Source organism: Nonomuraea sp. NEAU-A123 (assembly GCF_018603905.1).
Classification (GTDB): domain Bacteria; phylum Actinomycetota; class Actinomycetes; order Streptosporangiales; family Streptosporangiaceae; genus Nonomuraea.
The window spans coordinates 191516-206781 of the sequence record NZ_JAHFZZ010000016.1 but is presented as its reverse complement, the minus strand read 5'-3'; the positions used below and the strand labels follow the sequence as shown (position 1 = coordinate 206781).

The 15266-nt window shown below is 67.2% G+C and carries 22 protein-coding genes; 6 read left to right on the top strand and 16 right to left on the bottom strand.

Going from position 1 to position 15266, the window contains the following annotated elements; genetic code table 11:
- Positions 1 to 741 precede the first annotated feature (741 nt).
- Positions 742 to 909, top strand: coding sequence for a hypothetical protein (locus tag KLK06_RS40010; RefSeq protein ID WP_214640878.1), 168 nt, complete (start codon positions 742 to 744; stop codon positions 907 to 909).
- Between the two features lie 106 nt (positions 910 to 1015).
- Here KLK06_RS40010 and KLK06_RS40005 read toward each other — a convergent pair whose 3' ends face one another.
- The 3 genes from KLK06_RS40005 to KLK06_RS39995 form a co-directional block, all read right to left on the bottom strand.
- Positions 1016 to 1342 (bottom strand): pentapeptide repeat-containing protein, encoded by a 327-nt coding sequence (locus KLK06_RS40005; protein WP_214640877.1) that lies wholly within the window; start codon positions 1340 to 1342, stop codon positions 1016 to 1018.
- A gap of 323 nt (positions 1343 to 1665) precedes the next feature.
- Positions 1666 to 1902, bottom strand: a complete 237-nt coding sequence (locus tag KLK06_RS40000) for a hypothetical protein (protein ID WP_214640876.1) — start codon at positions 1900 to 1902, stop codon at positions 1666 to 1668.
- Entirely contained in the window at positions 1899 to 2114 is a 216-nt protein-coding gene (locus tag KLK06_RS39995; RefSeq protein WP_214640875.1) for a hypothetical protein, read from the bottom strand. Before KLK06_RS39995 ends, KLK06_RS40000 begins: the two co-directional genes overlap by 4 nt.
- Positions 2115 to 2238: 124 nt before the next feature.
- On the opposite strand from KLK06_RS39995, the gene KLK06_RS60490 reads away from it, so the two are divergent.
- The gene (locus KLK06_RS60490) at positions 2239 to 2493 is read left to right on the top strand and encodes a winged helix-turn-helix domain-containing protein (RefSeq protein ID WP_214640874.1); all 255 of its coding nucleotides are present in this window, start codon (positions 2239 to 2241) and stop codon (positions 2491 to 2493) included.
- 485 nt (positions 2494 to 2978) lie between these two features.
- A complete protein-coding gene (locus tag KLK06_RS39985) occupies positions 2979 to 3302 on the top strand; it encodes a hypothetical protein (protein ID WP_214640873.1) in 324 nt (107 codons plus the stop codon).
- Here KLK06_RS39985 and KLK06_RS39980 read toward each other — a convergent pair.
- From KLK06_RS39980 to KLK06_RS39935, 10 genes are all read right to left on the bottom strand, one after another.
- Positions 3295 to 3759 carry a hypothetical protein gene (locus KLK06_RS39980; protein WP_214640872.1) on the bottom strand — a complete coding sequence of 155 codons (465 nt, stop codon included), beginning with the start codon at positions 3757 to 3759 and terminating at the stop codon, positions 3295 to 3297. The genes KLK06_RS39985 and KLK06_RS39980 overlap by 8 nt on opposite strands.
- Positions 3760 to 4162: 403 nt before the next feature.
- Entirely contained in the window at positions 4163 to 5119 is a 957-nt protein-coding gene (locus KLK06_RS39975; RefSeq protein WP_214640871.1) for an NBR1-Ig-like domain-containing protein, read from the bottom strand.
- 137 nt (positions 5120 to 5256) lie between these two features.
- Positions 5257 to 5772 carry a hypothetical protein gene (locus KLK06_RS39970; RefSeq protein ID WP_214640870.1) on the bottom strand — a complete coding sequence of 172 codons (516 nt, stop codon included), beginning with the start codon at positions 5770 to 5772 and terminating at the stop codon, positions 5257 to 5259.
- Positions 5773 to 5880: 108 nt separating this feature from the next.
- Positions 5881 to 6405 (bottom strand): hypothetical protein, encoded by a 525-nt coding sequence (locus tag KLK06_RS39965; RefSeq protein WP_214640869.1) that lies wholly within the window; start codon positions 6403 to 6405, stop codon positions 5881 to 5883.
- Positions 6406 to 6826: 421 nt separating this feature from the next.
- Positions 6827 to 7662 (bottom strand): IS5 family transposase gene (locus KLK06_RS39960; protein WP_214640952.1). Its coding sequence is split into 2 segments (ribosomal slippage): positions 6827 to 7281 and positions 7281 to 7662, totalling 837 coding nucleotides; the frame shifts between segments, so codons are not numbered across the junction.
- Between the two features lie 90 nt (positions 7663 to 7752).
- A complete protein-coding gene (locus tag KLK06_RS39955) occupies positions 7753 to 8913 on the bottom strand; it encodes a CU044_5270 family protein (protein ID WP_214640868.1) in 1161 nt (386 codons plus the stop codon).
- Positions 8910 to 9452, bottom strand: coding sequence for an RNA polymerase sigma factor (locus tag KLK06_RS39950; RefSeq protein ID WP_214640867.1), 543 nt, complete (start codon positions 9450 to 9452; stop codon positions 8910 to 8912). Before KLK06_RS39950 ends, KLK06_RS39955 begins: the two co-directional genes overlap by 4 nt.
- Before the next feature lie 89 nt (positions 9453 to 9541).
- Entirely contained in the window at positions 9542 to 10435 is an 894-nt protein-coding gene (locus tag KLK06_RS39945) for a DUF1963 domain-containing protein (RefSeq protein WP_308168668.1), read from the bottom strand.
- Positions 10436 to 10549: 114 nt separating this feature from the next.
- The gene (locus tag KLK06_RS39940; protein ID WP_250906755.1) at positions 10550 to 10933 is read right to left on the bottom strand and encodes an LmeA family phospholipid-binding protein; all 384 of its coding nucleotides are present in this window, start codon (positions 10931 to 10933) and stop codon (positions 10550 to 10552) included.
- A gap of 39 nt (positions 10934 to 10972) precedes the next feature.
- On the bottom strand, positions 10973 to 11296 hold the full coding sequence (locus KLK06_RS39935) for a PadR family transcriptional regulator (protein WP_214640864.1): 324 nt from the start codon (positions 11294 to 11296) through the stop codon (positions 10973 to 10975).
- Positions 11297 to 11414: 118 nt separating this feature from the next.
- Here KLK06_RS39935 and KLK06_RS39930 point away from each other — a divergent pair, with 118 nt between their 5' ends.
- Both KLK06_RS39930 and KLK06_RS39925 read left to right on the top strand, forming a co-directional pair.
- Complete coding sequence (locus KLK06_RS39930) at positions 11415 to 12002, top strand: PadR family transcriptional regulator (protein ID WP_214640863.1); 588 nt, start codon at positions 11415 to 11417, stop codon at positions 12000 to 12002.
- Positions 12003 to 12024: 22 nt separating this feature from the next.
- Positions 12025 to 13332 carry an NAD(P)/FAD-dependent oxidoreductase gene (locus KLK06_RS39925; RefSeq protein ID WP_214640862.1) on the top strand — a complete coding sequence of 436 codons (1308 nt, stop codon included), beginning with the start codon at positions 12025 to 12027 and terminating at the stop codon, positions 13330 to 13332.
- 40 nt (positions 13333 to 13372) lie between these two features.
- Here KLK06_RS39925 and KLK06_RS39920 read toward each other — a convergent pair whose 3' ends face one another.
- The 3 genes from KLK06_RS39920 to KLK06_RS39910 all read right to left on the bottom strand — a co-directional run bounded on the left by KLK06_RS39920 (position 13373) and on the right by KLK06_RS39910 (position 14522).
- The gene (locus tag KLK06_RS39920; RefSeq protein ID WP_214640861.1) at positions 13373 to 13690 is read right to left on the bottom strand and encodes a hypothetical protein; all 318 of its coding nucleotides are present in this window, start codon (positions 13688 to 13690) and stop codon (positions 13373 to 13375) included.
- A 2-nt stretch (positions 13691 to 13692) separates the two neighbouring features.
- Positions 13693 to 13830, bottom strand: a complete 138-nt coding sequence (locus tag KLK06_RS39915) for a hypothetical protein (RefSeq protein ID WP_214640962.1) — start codon at positions 13828 to 13830, stop codon at positions 13693 to 13695.
- Between the two features lie 323 nt (positions 13831 to 14153).
- A complete protein-coding gene (locus KLK06_RS39910) occupies positions 14154 to 14522 on the bottom strand; it encodes a DoxX family protein (protein ID WP_214640860.1) in 369 nt (122 codons plus the stop codon).
- Between the two features lie 97 nt (positions 14523 to 14619).
- On the opposite strand from KLK06_RS39910, the gene KLK06_RS39905 reads away from it, so the two are divergent.
- The gene (locus KLK06_RS39905; protein WP_214640859.1) at positions 14620 to 15228 is read left to right on the top strand and encodes a TetR/AcrR family transcriptional regulator; all 609 of its coding nucleotides are present in this window, start codon (positions 14620 to 14622) and stop codon (positions 15226 to 15228) included.
- Positions 15229 to 15266 lie beyond the last annotated feature (38 nt).

The window sequence follows — 15266 nt, the reverse complement described above, 5'->3', positions numbered from 1 at the left end:
CTCGGTGGAGGCGGCGACGGCCTGGCCGATGCCAGGCGCGCCGGGCTCGGGCCCGAGCTCAAGCGTGTCGGCCGGGAGCAGCTGCTCGCGCGCCGAGCTCGGCGAGGCACCCGGCTCGTCCTGGCGCTGCTGGCCGCTGTAGTCCCGGCGCCAGGCCTCTACGGCCGACAGCGGCCAGTACAGGCGGTACAGGATGCGATGCGGCGCCGGGAAAGGCAGGCGCTTGGCCTGCGCCCTGGCCAGCCAGGCGGTGATGGTCTTGGGCGCGACGTCGGCGCCGGCGGCCGCGCCGGCGGACTGACGGCTTCGGGGAGCGAGGGAGAAGGCCCATGACCCATTCCACCCCGCCGTACCGCTGTTGCCGAGGCAAATGCCCCAAGCCGTGATCAGAGCGCTTGCGCCCTGCGATAACGCCTCTACTTTAGGGCTCGTCGCGCCAACCTGAGTGGAGGGCCCAGATCTCACACCAGAGCGCGGGCCCTCGATACGAGACCAAAGTGCCTGGTGAAAGCCCCCAAAGCGTCAGTTCGTTGGTCCGGACGAGCGCAGTGGGACACCACGTTGACGGTCCTCCGCCATTGTCCGGCGGAGGACCGTTGTCTGTTCGCAACCCGGGACAATGTCCGGACAATCCACCTCGCGGACATCACCAACACGGCTGGATCACGCCGGACGAACCCCCAATTCGGCAACTCGTTCTCCGCGGTCGTGTTCTCCTGAACTCGATCCCCGCAGAGAGAGATGATGATGAGCGACGACAACATGATCGGACCTGGTGCTCACGAGAACGCCGCGCTGAACGCTCTGGCTGACGACAAGACCGAGGACGCTAAGGTCTTGGCCATCCTGGCGCTGGCTTCAGCGGTCAATCGGCTGGCGGAAGCGCAGGAAGCTATCGCGAACAGCTGATCCTGCGGCCGCAGGTTACGGCTCGAACATGAGGGGATAAGTCCCGCGCGATAACGATCAAAGTGGGGGTTTTCCCAGGTCGTGCTGCCCGGTAAGGAGCCTTATGTCACCCTGCCCGACTCCGTCGACTCGCATCGTGCCCCTCCTCGGCCGCCAACTCCGCGGCCAGTCGCAGCAGCCTCCGCCACCCGCCCTCGCCCGGCACCTCCCGCCAGATGGGCGGCCAGTGCCGCTGCACCCCCGCGGCCACCCGCACAGCGCCCACATCCGCGCCCTCCAGCCCCGTCGCCCCCTCAAACCAGGCGTCGCCGATGAAAGTCGCCCCGCGGAACCAGACGTCTCCGGTGAAGGCCGCCCCGCCGAACTGGGCGCGGCCCCTGAACGTCGCCTCGCCAAATACGGCGTCGCCAGTAAAGGTCAGCCCGTCAAACACGGCGTTGCCGCCGCTAATTGGGCGTGAGGGGGCGGCACAAGGGGACGCAGGTACAACCCGATCGCCGACAAGCGGCCCATTGGCGAGTTCGCACAGCGGCTGCGCGATCGGAAGGACGAAGTGAGCCCGGATCTGACCTTCCGGGCCATAGACAAGGCTGTCTACTGCTCGCACGCGGTGCTCGCCGAGGCATGCGCCGGCAAGAAAATGCCGACCTGGCCGGTGACGGAGGCGTTCGGACGCATGCGGGAAGAGCGCGCGCCCGCGCGTGCGCGAGAAGATGCACCTGAGCGACTCGAAGCGACACGACCGGCCGTGAGCAGTCAGCCCCAGAGCTGGACTGTCCGCCAGACCTCTTGAACGTCGCGCGGCCGCCCCCGGCTCGACTCCGTGACGACGGTCCGGCCGTTCGTCCGGTCGGTGCGCCGGATGACCCACTGTCCGCCTTCGCCGCACAGCTCATACTCGACTCCGCTCATCGTGACGAACTCCAGCACGCGGGAACGCTCGACGCGCTTGATGTACGGGGTCCACTCCAGGCCGACGTGAACGGCGGTCATTTGGATTCGCCGGCGTCTGGAGTGACTCGCTTGAGAAGATCATTAACATTCGTGATCGCTACGAACATGACCGTTTCGCGAGCTCTCCAGATGAGAAGTTCCCAGTGTTCCGCGCTGATCTCCCGGCCGCTGTCCGTGTGCCGACCGCGCCACGTCCCGCCATCCTCGAAGCCGACGATCGAGGTCTGGGTTTCATACTCGGGCTGATCCATTACGCCTCGCCTCGCTCACCTGCTCTTGTCGTGGTGTCAAGAGTATGCCTAGTGCGCCACGTGCGCTAGGTGTACTACGTGCGCCGCTATCGCCACGTGAGGCAGATGTCCCTAGCGTGATCACGTGGCACAGATCGAGACCGAACAGCCTCGTTGGCGACAGGTGTACGCGGTGATCAGCGGACGGATCCGCTCAGGAGAAATCGAAGTCGGGGAACGCGTCCCGTCGCTCGTGGACCTGACGGCAGAGTTCGGCATCGCGAACGCCACAGCACAGAAGGTCATCCGGCAGCTTCGCGCGGACGGCTTGATCCGGACAGAACCGGGCATCGGCTCGAAGGTCGCAGACCGCGAATACTGGGAATCGGAGACCGCTTAGTGCGCGTAGAACGCCCTGCGAGGCGCAGATCCAAGCCGCTGCCGCGCCTGGGTGATCGCCTGTGGAAGCAGTCTCGGCTCCCCGGCGAGGAGCGGTAAGTGGTCCGCACCGAGTACTACGACGACCCTGACGCTCCCGAGCCTGGTACCGTCGAGGCATAAGCCCCGGTTCCGCCTCTGCATCGCACGCAGCCGGGGCATAGCTATGCCTGGCCGCCGGGCGCCATTCGTTCAGCCCGGAGCGCGCCGGCGTCGATGTAGCTCACGTGCGGCCTGGGCGCGCAGTTCGTCGAGCAGTATTTCACTCCTTGGCTGCGGTGCTGCCCGTGCTGACTGCGGCCGTGTCCGCCGTCTTGAGAAGGGTCTGCGGCTGGTCGAGGACGAGCGCCTTGGAAGATCCCGCGCCGTCACCTGGACAGCGCCTGACATACCGTCCGCTGTTCGACAGATACTGCACGCCGCCAGTTCTCGTGCGACCCTAGGTGCATGTTCGGTCACAAACGCCAGGGCTTCTACTTCCGGCCGAGCCGACGGCGCTGGTTCTGGCACCAGCCCATCCATGCGTTCGCAGATGACCCGCTGGCGGAACGGGACGAGCAGGTCTGGCGGGTCGCCTGGTGGCAGGGTGGCTGGGGCGTCTGGCCGGCCGACGCTGATCCGATGGCGGCCGAGCCCATCTACACGACAGAGAACATTCCGCAGGCCGACTCGGACGCGGCTTGCTGCTGGGCGGCGGGCGTGGTACCCGCGCACCCGCGCCTGCACATCTCGTGCTCGCACCGGGGTGACCCGGCAGCGCCCTTCATGTGAGCGGCTCGGAGTTGTCGCAGTCCACGCTGGTACTGCTGCTCTCGTCGGTGACCTTGTAGGGGCTGCCGTCGATAAATGTGCCGGAGATCGACGCTCGGGCGCGGTACCAGCCATCCCGACACGGCCGCGACAGCAACGGGTAGGAGTAAGCGAGTCCGGGCAGTTCGTTGTAATAGTCGTAGTTGACCTCGTACCAGTCGGCGAAACGACCGTCCTTGTGGTCGATGGCGATCCTGGCCATGAACGTGGTGATCACCTCCTGGTCGCACCTGACGCGGAGGCTCGCTCGGACACGGGGTTCGGCGGTGCCGACCCGGACGACGGTGAGCTGTCCCCACGAGTTGACGCAGCCGTGGCGGCCTGCGGGGTGGGTGGTGCTGCTACCGCTGCCGCAGTTAGCTGGTGTGGTGGCCAGGGTTATTGCTGTGGCGATGACGGCGGCGTGTTTGGTCCACACGGCGGGGTCTCCATGGATGGTGGGTGATCCGTCGTCTGGAACGGTAGTCGCATCAGACACGTTGTGTATTTGATAATTCACTCTCCGCATGCGGGTTTGTGTTCGGATGCGGGCGTCGCGGCGGGCTGACCGGCATCACCACCACGGGCGTCGGCCAGGAGGCGGCCGCGGTGCTCGGACGTCCCCTCTCTACAGGGATCGTGGTCCGGAGCCGGACTGGCTTTGTCGGGGATCTGCTGCTCCGCCTCGATGAGGCGATCTACTCACGCGACCTGGTGAGGGCACTCCTATCGCGACCGAGCGCAAGGTTCAGGGCGGCATCTATGCCACGCTGACCAAGGCTGGCCATTTCCCCTGCGGCTGCCGGTCCTTCGACCCGGCCAAGACGTGCTCGGAGAGCTGATCAGCCGACGACCACGTCCAGGAAGATCGGCCTCTTGGTGGACAGTAGTTGGGTCCCGGTCCCGTCGGTCATCTTCCAGTAGATCTTGCATCTGCCGGGGGAGTCCGATGCGCGGACACGTACCGCGATGTCGACCGGCTCGCCCGGCTGGACCGCGCGGATCTCGACCCGTTTGGGGGCGCGGCACGGGGTGTCGTTCAGCCGGGTGAGATAGCGTCCCCGCCACGGGATGGTTCCGGTGTTCCTGATCCGCCAGATCTTCGTGAACTCCGTCCCCTTCTTCACCACCGTGCCGTCCGGATGGGTGATGTCCTGCTCGAAGGCGGAATCGTCGTAGGGGGTGGCGGACCGAGCCGGGGTGGCCTGCGCGGTGGGCTCGTTCTTTCCGGAGAGCGGGGCGAGCCAGGTGAAGAGGGCGGCACCGGCGGCGGTCACGACCGCCGCGATCATGGCCGCCCTCCTGGCAAAGAGGCGCCGGGCTCGGCGTTCGGGGCGCTCCGCCATACGGACGCCTGTCGCGATGTGCCCGGTGCGGGTCTCGTCGAGAATGGGGTCCGCATGGACCTCGGCGGTCTCGCTAAATACGGCGGCGCTCGCGGCCCGCTCCCAGTGGGTTCGCCACTCGCGCCTGGCCTCCTCGGGGTCCTGACTCAGCCGGTCGACGGCGAGGACCCGGACGAACTCCCACGTCGTCTCCCAGGTCGGCAGCACCAGCCCTCGGGCGGCGGCCGCCAGCGAGGACTTCGAGGCCGCCGCGCCCATACGGGTCGACATCTCCGCGAAGGACGGGTCGCCCGCCTCCGCCTTGAGCTCCCACAGCCGGTACGCGAGGGCCGCCACCGGGCCCGCGGCCGGTTCCGGCCGGACCGGCTTTCGTCCGGGCCGCGCTCCGCTGACCGTCCACTGCGGGCCAGGCTCGTCCCCCTGCGAGCCTGATGTCCCCGGTAATTCCGGCATCTTCACCTGCCCTGTCCGGCAGCCGTCATCCGGCCGTGCCGACGAGCCCGGCATGACCTGTGCCACCTGAGAGCAAATGAGATTACCTGGATTGTCCGAATAAGTCCGGAATTCTGAGGTTTACTCAGGTGCCTTGGTCATTCACCCGCGCATGCCCGGAAGCCGTACTCCGCCGCGAAGGATCGCAGCGCCTTCTCGTTCTCGTCCGGTTCCAAGGACTGTTCCACCGCCTTCTTCGCCTCGCCCTCCCTGCCTGCGCGCATTGCCGCCTCCGCGCTTCCGCTGAGTTCGCGCAGGCTCGTGGCCAGCGCCCTGGCGGGCACGTAGAACCTTGTCCGCACGCGCGGGACGTCACCACCGGGCGGCGCGATCGCTTCTATCGCGGCGATGGTGCCGGTCATCGACTCCGATGCGCGGCGGAGTTCGTCCACCTCCTCGCGCAGGTTCGCGGGCGGCTCCTCGCGGAGATCCGACTGCCGGGACGCTGCTTCACACACCGCGTCCACGGCGGCGATGTACTGCTTTTTTACGTCCTCGTACGGTTGCTCCTCCGCCACCGAGACCGTCGCCCACAGCACCAAGGCCAGGGCCGGCACGACCCCGCCGACGATCACGCGCCACGCCGGGACATGCCTTCTCTCACGCGATCCCATCCGCCGCTCACTCCTTCGGAAGAAACTTCGGAGGAAAACGCCCTTGGCGCTCTCGCGAGCGCCAAGGGCCGAAGTCCGGCCGAGCTACGTCCCCGTCCCAGCCCGGGATCAACACTTGATCCGGCGCTCCTGCGTCCGCTTGTACAGGGTGGCCACTTCGCTGCCACGCAGGACGGAGTAGAGATGCACCTTCGTCTGGTTGCGGTAGAGCTGGCTACCGCCGGAGCACTTCCACGAAGGGGTCGTCGTCACGGTGAACGCCTCCCTTCCCTTCTTCACCTCCGAGGTGGCCTTCGTCCGCCAGAAACCGAGCCCGCGATACTGCTGGAGGGTCGTCTTGACCACGGCCCGGCGGCCCCACTCGCCCTTCTCGCAGTGGACCTGCCTGCTGGTGGTGATGTAGGCGCCGGTCCTGTACGGGGTCTTTATCCGCTGCCAGCCCTTGCAGCGGTCGTGGTAGCTGATTCCCAGGTAGGACTTCGCCGACCAGCCCGGCGCCAGGACGGCCGAGCCGTCCGAGACGGCGGTGACGCCCAGGCCTGCCTGCGCCGACGCGGACGACCCCGCCATAAGCGTGGTCGCCATCAGCCCGACGACGAGAGCCGCTCCGGTAATCCCTTTTCGTCCGATCATCGGATCTCCTTTCAAAGAAATCCTCTGCACTTTCCGACTCGGGAGTCCCCGATCGACCGTGTACGGCGATTCAGCGAATATCTGTACGCCTGTCGATGGCGCCGATGCCGAACACCGGCGCTGGGAACGGCGCTACTCTGACCGTCAATGCCCGACAATGGCAAGCGATCTGCCACGTCCAGTCATCCAAGCATTGTCCAGAGATATTAGGACAATCAAATTGGCAGGTCAGGAACCTGGGACAGGGATTCAACGCGGCAACGGAATCTTTCCCGGCCTCGCAGGATTCGGGGTCGACATAGTACTCGGGAAAAGTCTGGCGGATATGGCCATGGCCTGGTGTTTCGCTAATTGGTCGAGCCGCCGCCGGCCCCCGCAAGCGTCGGCGGCGGGTGATCACTAAGAGGTCCTAACAAAGGACTTATCGGACGAGGCGTCGCCAGCAGATGATCGCGGCGGCGAGGGTCATGAATGCTTCGTGGATGTCGTCGCGGATTTCCCATCGGATGCGCAGGCGGCGGAACCAGTGCAAGAGCGCTATCGTGCGTTCGATGACCCAGCGATGAACGCCCAGGCCGGAGCCGTGCGGGGTACCGCGCCGCGCGATGTGCGGACGAATGCCGACGCGCCAGACCCGGCGGCGGTAGACGTCATGGTCGTAGCCGCGGTCGGCGTATAAGCAGGCAGGACGCTTACGGGGCCGCCCTACTCGGCCCCGGACCGGCGGGATCGCCTTGATCAGCGGCAGAAGTTGGGTGACGTCGTTGCGGTTGCCGCCGGTCAGGGATAAGGCGAGCGGGATGCCGTTGCCTTCGGCGATGACGTGGTGCTTCGAGCCCGGCTTGGCGCGGTCGACCGGGCTCGGCCCGGTTTTGGGCCGCCCTTGAGCGCCCGCACGTGCGAGCTGTCGATCACCGCCTTGGACCAATCCAGCTGGCCGGCGGCGTGCAGTTCGGCCAGCAGCAGCCGGTGCAGCCTGTCCCAGACACCGGCCTGATGCCAATCCCGCAACCGCCGCCAGCACGTCATGCCAGAACCGAAGCCCAGCTCCTGCGGCAGGAACTCCCACGGGATCGCGGTGTAGAGCACGAACAAGATCCCGCACAACGCCTTACGGTCGTCCAGCCGCTTGCGCCCCGGATGGTGCGTTCGCCGCTGCACCTTCGGCAACAACGGCTCGACCCGCTCCCACAAGCTGTCCGAGACGATCCACGGCAGCTGCTCACCTTTCCTCACACCCCACCCAACGACAATCATCACCGTAGGGATGCGGGTCATCTCATTCTGTTATGACCTCTAAGCAGGCGGGCCCCTCCGCCGGCTCTCGCGCCCGGATTGGTGAGCGGCTCAGTTCCGGTGCGCGGGCAGTTCTGGGCGTTCGTCGGTCCAGCCGATCGCCTGGTACGAGGTGGAGAGACGCAGCTCCGCCTGCCGCCCGTTCGCGAGCTTGGTGGTGTTCGTCCTCACCTCGGCAAGAAGCAGGCCGGTGCTGGGATCGACCACGAGCTGAACCTGGGCGAACAGGCCCGGCTCTATTTCCTCCTGATAGCTGAGCGTCTGCCCGCGCCGGCCCAGCGGGTCTGTCATCTCCCCCTCGGCCCGTATGCCGGGCAGAGACGCGAGAATCCGGTATGCGGATGCACGAACCTCGGGCGAGGCCGGCAGGCCACTGATGATGCCCACACAATCTCGCAGAAGGATGGACGCCCTCGCCTCCTCCACGTCCATCCCGGATCCGGCCAGCTCCAGCCGGCCGATGCGCTCTTCCAGGTAGTTCCGGAGCTTGTCGGGCTCGCTCGGGATCGCGCGCACCTCCTTCCAGGTCATCGAGTCCCCCGCCATGTCCCCGGCCGAACCCTTCCACTTGCCGTAAAGCCGTTCGGCGGTTCGCTCACCTGCCGCCGCCTCCAGCGGCTTGGACGGGACGGAGAACAGATTCTCCGTCTTCATGTTCTTGGGGTATCGCCAACTGGTGGGCGCCCCCGCGGCCCGCCAGGCCGCCTCGTCCTGCGGGGTCGCGGGCTTGACGCCGAGATCCTGCCAGATGCGCCAGTACTGCAGGTCCGGCCGCTTCGCCAGCCACGTCTCAAGGGACCGCCTGCCCTCGAGCACATAGCTGCGGGTGGGGTCGGTCAACATCCACTGGTTGACGGTCGCGGTGCGCCAGTAGTCGCCGCTCGCAGGGGCCTTCTCCATGGCGACGGCAGCAGCGAGCAGGATCTGCCGGGCAGTCGGTTCGGCCGTCGCGGACACCGACGGTGCGACGGAGATCGTGCTGTCAGACCGCATCGCGGGGGAGATGACCGCTACCGCGGCGGCCGTGGCAAGGCTCAGCCCGGCGGCGAAGCTCACCACGAGCCGCCGCCGTACCTTCGGGCGCGGCCGCGCCGCGGCCACCGGTTCCCGTTCCTCGGACATGATCGCGTGCATGAGCGTCCGCGCCTCCGGTACGGACGCCTCTCCGGCCAGGTCCTTGTCGCGCACGCGGGCGAGATCGGTGAGGTTCACAGTGAGCTCCCTTCCAGAGCGACGGCACGAGGATGGTCGATCCCGGCTTTCGCCAGCCCCCGAGCGAAACGCTTGCGGGCGCGATACAGCCTGATCCGCACTGCGTTGCGGGAGACGCCGAGCATGCGGGCGATCTGCCCATGATCGAGCCTCTCCCAGGCGACCAGGGAGAGTAACTCCCTGTCGTCGTCGGTCAGGTCGCGGAAGACCCGTCCCATCTGCGAGATCTCGTCCTCCGGCGGGCGGGCCAGCGCGGGGAAGGCGGCGAGCCGCTCGCGCAGGGCCGCCGTACGCTGCTCGTGGCGCCGCTCGCCGCGCCGGTGGTTGGCGAGCACCCGGCGCGCCACGCCGTACAGCCACAACCTTGCCTCGTCGCCCTCGGGCAACTCCTCGATGCGCCGCCACGCCGTGGTGAACGTCTCGGCCACCACGTCGGCGGCGTCCTCCGGGTGCGGGCAGCGGCGTAGGACATAGCCGAGTATGGGCTCGTAGGCAGATTCGTAGATCTCCACGAACCGGCTATGGGGATCGACTCCCATCCGGTCTCCTTAACTGGATCATCGGTCATCTACGTCCATGTCCGGAATCCTGGAGGCATTTCTGGAAGGTGGAATCCCGTTCGTCTTGCTCAGTTGAGATAGAAGAGGTGCTCGACGGGGCGATCGGGGCAGGAACGACACTCGAAGAGGTACACACTGCCTCCGCCCGACACCATCAGGCCGGGCGGGTTCTTCGCGGCCTCGGCCCGTTCGGACTCCGAAAGGTAGATCTCCGGCCCGCTGTCGTCGTCGGGCCGGTCCTCCACCGGGAGCCAGGTCTGCCAGGACTTCCCATCGAACTCCTCATAGGCCACGGTCAGAAGATGGTGGATGGGCTGTCCGCACCTCTCGCAGCTGAACGAGGTCGTCGAGCCGTTCCAGCCGCGCGGATGACCACCGACTTTGGTTCCGGGGGCTGTGCTCAGGTGGTAGAAGTAATCCCACCCGGTGCTCTCCTCGGACCGGCGCAACCGGTGGTCGATCTCGTTGCGTAGTTCCTGCGGTATGTCGTCCCAGTCGGGGTATTCCGTCACCTGCTCTGGGTGCACCACGCAGGGGAGGGGAACGTGACCCTCGGGAGTGTCGGCGGGTGCCGGAGGCGTGAGGAGCACATGGCGGACATCTGCCGCACTCCTCCAGTGCACCTGCGGCAAGGGGCAGCGCTCGTAGGGCTCATCCCCGTGGTTGAACGGGCACCATAACACTTGGAGCAGATCGCTTCCCTGCGGGAACGGCACACCAGGCGCGTCCGCCGCGTAGAGCTGTACGACCGGCACCATGGGCACCACGGCCTCGTGGCGGGTGGCGTCCTCCAGGCCGTCGTCGTTGTAGTGTTCCTCGGCGCACAACGGCCAGGGTTCATCGGCCGGCCACCTCAGCGGCCCCCCGACGGAGCTGTCCTCGTACGACGGGATTCCCGTCCGCGGATGCAGCCGGAGCGCGTTTCTGCCGAGCGGCTTCAGCTCGGGAAAGAGTGCCTCCACAGCTACCGGCCGAGACGGAGTATGACGGGCCATTGCTCACTTCTCCGATGACGTTCCGTTCCGGACGCGAGGACCTTACCGGCTGGATCCGACAGAGTACGGAGTGGTTCAACCTCATCCACGAATCGGCACGTCAAACGCTTCGGCGGAGAACTCCAGTCCTTCCGGCACGCTTCTGACCCTGGTCAGCTTCACATCGGAGGGCAGATCCCCCTTGAACGGGATCGGGTAGGAGATCAGCTGTGCGACCTGGTCCGGTATGGGTACGCCCTGGATCTTGTCGGCCTGGATCTTGATCTTCCCGTCAGCGACCTCGACCCGCACTTCGGCGTTGAACTTCACCTTGTTCGCCCCGATCGTCACCTCTCCCGAGGCCGTGAGCCGGTCCCCGTTGCCGCCGATCTTCACGCCACTCGGGGCGTATTTGTCGATCGTCGCTTTGGTGAGGGTGCCGCTGATGCTCACCCGACCGGCCTGGATATGGGCTTGGTTCTGCAGGACGTCGGAGAAGGCGGCGGTAGCGCTGTTCGAGGTCGCTCACGCGACACCTCCGGCCGGGCGCGTGCGCAGCCGGGCGGCGGCGGTCCGGGTGTTGCGCCGCAGTCGTTCGACCTCGGCGGCCAGACGGGCGCTGCCCTCGTCGGTGAGCCGGTAGTAGCGCCGCAACCGGCCGCCGACGATCTCCTCCCGGTCCTCCCCGATCAGCCCCTCGGACTGGAGCCGGTCCAGGGCGGCGTACAGGGTCCCGGCCCGCAACCGGACCTCGCCCTCGGAGATGCGCTCAATGTCGGTGATGATGCCGTAACCGTGCTGAGGCTCGGCGGCCAGCGCGGTCAGGATGAGGAACGAAGGCTCCTGCAAGGACCGTAACTTAGACACAGGATCTTTATATACCGATAGTCGGCATATGGGAAAGATCTCGAATCGCGGACAGCCGCCATGCTTGTGCACTCGCGACTACTCATGTTTTAGTACTCATATGCGAGCAACCCGCCTCTTCATTCTCGGCGCCCTGGCCGACGGCGGCCCCATGCACGGGCACAAGATCCGAACCGCAGCGCAACTCGACCGGGTCGAGCTGTGGGCGGACATCAAGCCCGGATCGCTGTACGGCGCGCTGCGCCGGATGGCGGACGAGGGCGTCGTCGAAGTGGTCCGCACCGAGCAGGAAGGCAACCTCCCCGCCCGAACGGTGTACGGGATCACCGACAAGGGCCGGACCGAGCTGGTCTCGGTGATCAGGTCGGTCCTGGCCGACACCGGGCTCCGGCCGGATCCGATCCAGTTGGTGCTCCTGCACGTCAGCGAGATCGGCCCCGATGAGTTGCGGACGGCCGCCCAGCAGCGGCGCGACTCGTACGCCGGGCAGCTCAACTTCTGGCGCAACCTGCGCATCGAGGCCAAGCCCTATCTCACCAGGCTGGAAGCCATCGCCTTCGACCACACCCTGATGCGGCTCGAGATGGAGGTCACCTGGCACGACCGCCTGCTGGCGGAGCTCGCGGACATGGCCGGCGAACCTGACGGCACGGGCTCGCCTGGCAGCGCGCCCCCTACCGGAAAGTAGGAACACCATGTTGTCTCGGCGCTTGAACGTCGCCGTGATCGGCGGCGGCATCGGCGGGCTCTGCCTGGCGCAGGGCCTGAAGCAAGCCGGCGTGCGCGTCACCGTGTACGAACGCGACCGCACGGCCGACTCACGACTCCAGGGCTTCCGGCTGAACATCGAGCCGACCGGGAGCGTCGCCCTGCACGCCTGCCTGCCACCCGCCCTATGGGAGCTGCTGGTGGCCACCGCGGGCGATCCAGGACCCGGGATCGGCTTCCTCGACGAGCGGATGCGGCCACTCATCCTCATCGGGCAGAACGGCCCAGAACATGACCCGCTCGACCCCACCACCAGCGAGCACGCGGTCAGCCGCGTCACACTGCGCAAGCTGTTGCTGGCCGGCCTGGACGACGTCGTCCGCTTCGGCAAGGAGTTCACCAGCTTCTCCCGGGCGGACGACGGGACGGTCACGGCGAAGTTCGCCGACGGCACCACCGCGACCGCCGACGTGCTTGTCGCGGCCGACGGCGCCAACTCCCGGGTGTGGGCGCAGCTCCACCCGGCGGCGGACCGCACCGCACTGCCGGCGATGGCGGTCGCCGGCAAGCTGTTCCTCACCGAGGAGAACCGCCGGTGGCTGCCGGAGCGGCTGCTGGCCGGCCGGAACGTCTTCTGGCCGCGCAGGGACTTCCTGTTCACCGCGATCTTCCGCAGGCGCGAGGACCCTGCGGCGATCATCGCCAGACTCGGCGACCGGGTACGCGCGCTCGGGCTCGACCCGGAGCACCTGCTGGCGGACTCGCATGACGACGACTATGTCCTGTGGGCGTTCATCATGCACCGCGACTCCCTCCCGGCGAGCTTCGCGTCGAAGGCTCAGGACGATCCGGCCGCGGTGCGGGAGTTACTGGCCGAGCGGACGGCCGGGTGGCATCCCGACCTGCGCAGGCTCCTCACCGCCTCGACCCCGGACACCCTGTACCAGACCGGGTTCAGCGCCGCCGAACCGCTCGACCAGTGGGAGACCGGCAACGTCACCGGGCTCGGAGACGCCGTCCACCAGATGCCCCCGGTCGGCGGGCTCGGCGGCAACACGGCGCTGCGCGACGCGCACCGGCTCTGCGCCGCGCTCACCTCGGCCGACCGCGGCGAGGAACCGTTGCCGCGGGCGTTGCGCGCGTACGAGGCGGACATGCTGCGCTACGGGTTCGAGACGGTCCGCGAGGTGGTGCGCAACACCGAAGGTGCGATCACCAGAAGCACGCTGAAGCGATCAGCGGCTCGATGGTTCTTCCGAACCTGCGGAGCCGTCCCGCCCCTCGGCCGCGCGGTGTTCGGGGAGCGCTGAGCCTGCATGCTGGCACGCGCCTTGGTCAATGGCCTACTGATCAGCGTGGGCGGCTGAGGGCGGCCTCGGCCAGATCCGTCCATTTCTCGGCCGAGGAGTGGGGCACGACCACCCAGTCCTTTATCGCCCTGCCCTGCCCCGAGGGGTCGAACAGGGACGCCCCGGCCAGCTGGAGCGCGGTCGTGTGTTCGGGAGTGTCCCTGACCAGCCGGAACACCATCGCGCCGTCGCGCTGCAGGCTCGCGAACACCTTCCCCGCCTGATCCTTGAGCGCGGGACTCCCCATCATCCTGGAGATCCGTACACCCAGGTCGGCCAGCTCGGCACCGACCTGATGGAAATCCTCTTCTGCGCTCATCGTCAGTCGGTCCCAAACTCCATGGCGGCGTGGTCGAGCAACTCGTCGTGGTCGGGGCTCTTCCCGCGTGACGCGATCGCCACGGCCCCGCCCTCCGGCAGCACGGCGATCAGGTTAGTCGTCCTGACGAAACCGATCAAGATCGGATACGGGGTGCCGAGACAGGCAACAGCGCGCAGAACGGTCGAGGGGTGGGCGGCGCCTTAACTCTTTCGGAAGGACGCTGCGGCCTGGCGGACGGCTCCATCCAGCAGGTTGGCCCAGAGGGACCACGCGTCGTTGGTCGACATCGGCGGTGTCTCATGCACTTGGTGTCCGCCATCGAGTTGGACAGTGCGACGGAGGAGCCCACGACTTCCGCTGGAGCAGAGCTCGTAAACCGTGGCTCGGCAGGCCCATGTCCAAGCGAGAGGGCGAAGACGCTCAAGGGCGGCGCAAAGTGTGCTGTCATTGCGCTCTTCGCTCAGGAAGTCGCGAGCAACAAGGCCATGGTTGTTCCGGTGACCACGGCCAGCACCACGGGCGCCACGGCGTGGGAGCGGTGGCGCCGGTGCGTGAAGTCGCGGGCGCGGAGGTGGAATCCCACTGCGCCGATCAACAGCAGCGTGAGACCGGCTGCGGCCGTGATGGCGAGCGGTTTGAGCCAGAGGCCGGCCGCGAGCCCGAGCGCGCCGGCGATCTCCAGGGCGCCGATCGCTCGGGTCATTGTCGAGCCGACGCCGAGCCTGAGCAGGTTGGCCGTCACGGGATCCCGTAGCAGGACCTTCTGGGCGCCGGCGAGCAGGAAGACGAGCGCGACCAGAGCGCTCAGTGCGTTGGCGACAAACGCCATGGTACGACCTTTCGCAGAAGAGAGAACGAACATTCCTTTTTTAAGAGAGAGGCGGCAAAGTTGTCAAGTACGAATGTTCGTTCTACGTTGTGATCCCATGGCACGCATGCCCAAGGAGCACCTCGAAGCCCGCCGCCGCCAGATCCTGGACGCCGCCCGGCACTGCTTCATCCGCAACGGCTTCCATGCCACGTCCATGCAGGACGTGCTGACTGAGGCCGAGTTGTCGGCCGGGGCCGTCTACCGCTACTTCAAGAGCAAGGACGACATCATCGCGGCGACCGCCGCCGAGGCTCTCGCCGAGGTCGCGTCGGCGTTCGAGGCGGACGACGGCGCGCGGCCGCCGGATCTGGACAACATCGTCGATCTCGTGCTGGGGGTCGAGCGCCCGCCGCTGTCCGGATCGCAGGAGTCGGCCCAACTGCTGGTCCAGGTCTGGTCGGAGGCGCTGCGATCGCCGTCGCTGTGCACGAAACTGAAGGAGGTCATGGCGGAGGCCCGCGGCGTGGTCGGTGGCCTCGTGGCGCGGCATCAGCAGCGCGGGCTGCTTCCCGCCGACGTCCCTGCCGAGCACGTGGCCGATGTCCTGATGGCTCTGGTCGACGGGTTCCTGGTGCGCCGCGCGGTGTACGGTCACGCGGATTCGGCGGCCTTCAGGAACGGCATGCGAGCCCTGATGTCGGCGCCTGCGCAAGCCGCCCAATAGAGAATGAACATTCGCTCTTGACGGTCGCGGCTCAACCG

Bases quoted from the DNA above. Each gene is read 5' to 3' on its own strand.
- KLK06_RS39970 (WP_214640870.1), bottom strand. From the start codon at position 5,772: ATGGGATCGCGTGAGAGAAGGCATGTCCCGGCGTGGCGCGTGATCGTC.
- KLK06_RS40000 (WP_214640876.1), bottom strand. From the start codon at position 1,902: ATGACCGCCGTTCACGTCGGCCTGGAGTGGACCCCGTACATCAAGCGC.
- KLK06_RS39910 (WP_214640860.1), bottom strand. From the start codon at position 14,522: ATGGCGTTTGTCGCCAACGCACTGAGCGCTCTGGTCGCGCTCGTCTTC.
- KLK06_RS40010 (WP_214640878.1), top strand. From the start codon at position 742: ATGATGATGAGCGACGACAACATGATCGGACCTGGTGCTCACGAGAAC.
- KLK06_RS39905 (WP_214640859.1), top strand. From the start codon at position 14,620: ATGGCACGCATGCCCAAGGAGCACCTCGAAGCCCGCCGCCGCCAGATC.
- KLK06_RS39995 (WP_214640875.1), bottom strand. From the start codon at position 2,114: ATGGATCAGCCCGAGTATGAAACCCAGACCTCGATCGTCGGCTTCGAG.
- KLK06_RS39930 (WP_214640863.1), top strand. From the start codon at position 11,415: ATGCGAGCAACCCGCCTCTTCATTCTCGGCGCCCTGGCCGACGGCGGC.
- KLK06_RS39920 (WP_214640861.1), bottom strand. From the start codon at position 13,690: ATGAGCGCAGAAGAGGATTTCCATCAGGTCGGTGCCGAGCTGGCCGAC.
- KLK06_RS39975 (WP_214640871.1), bottom strand. From the start codon at position 5,119: ATGCCGGAATTACCGGGGACATCAGGCTCGCAGGGGGACGAGCCTGGC.
- KLK06_RS39985 (WP_214640873.1), top strand. From the start codon at position 2,979: ATGTTCGGTCACAAACGCCAGGGCTTCTACTTCCGGCCGAGCCGACGG.
- KLK06_RS39965 (WP_214640869.1), bottom strand. From the start codon at position 6,405: ATGATCGGACGAAAAGGGATTACCGGAGCGGCTCTCGTCGTCGGGCTG.
- KLK06_RS39950 (WP_214640867.1), bottom strand. From the start codon at position 9,452: ATGGGAGTCGATCCCCATAGCCGGTTCGTGGAGATCTACGAATCTGCC.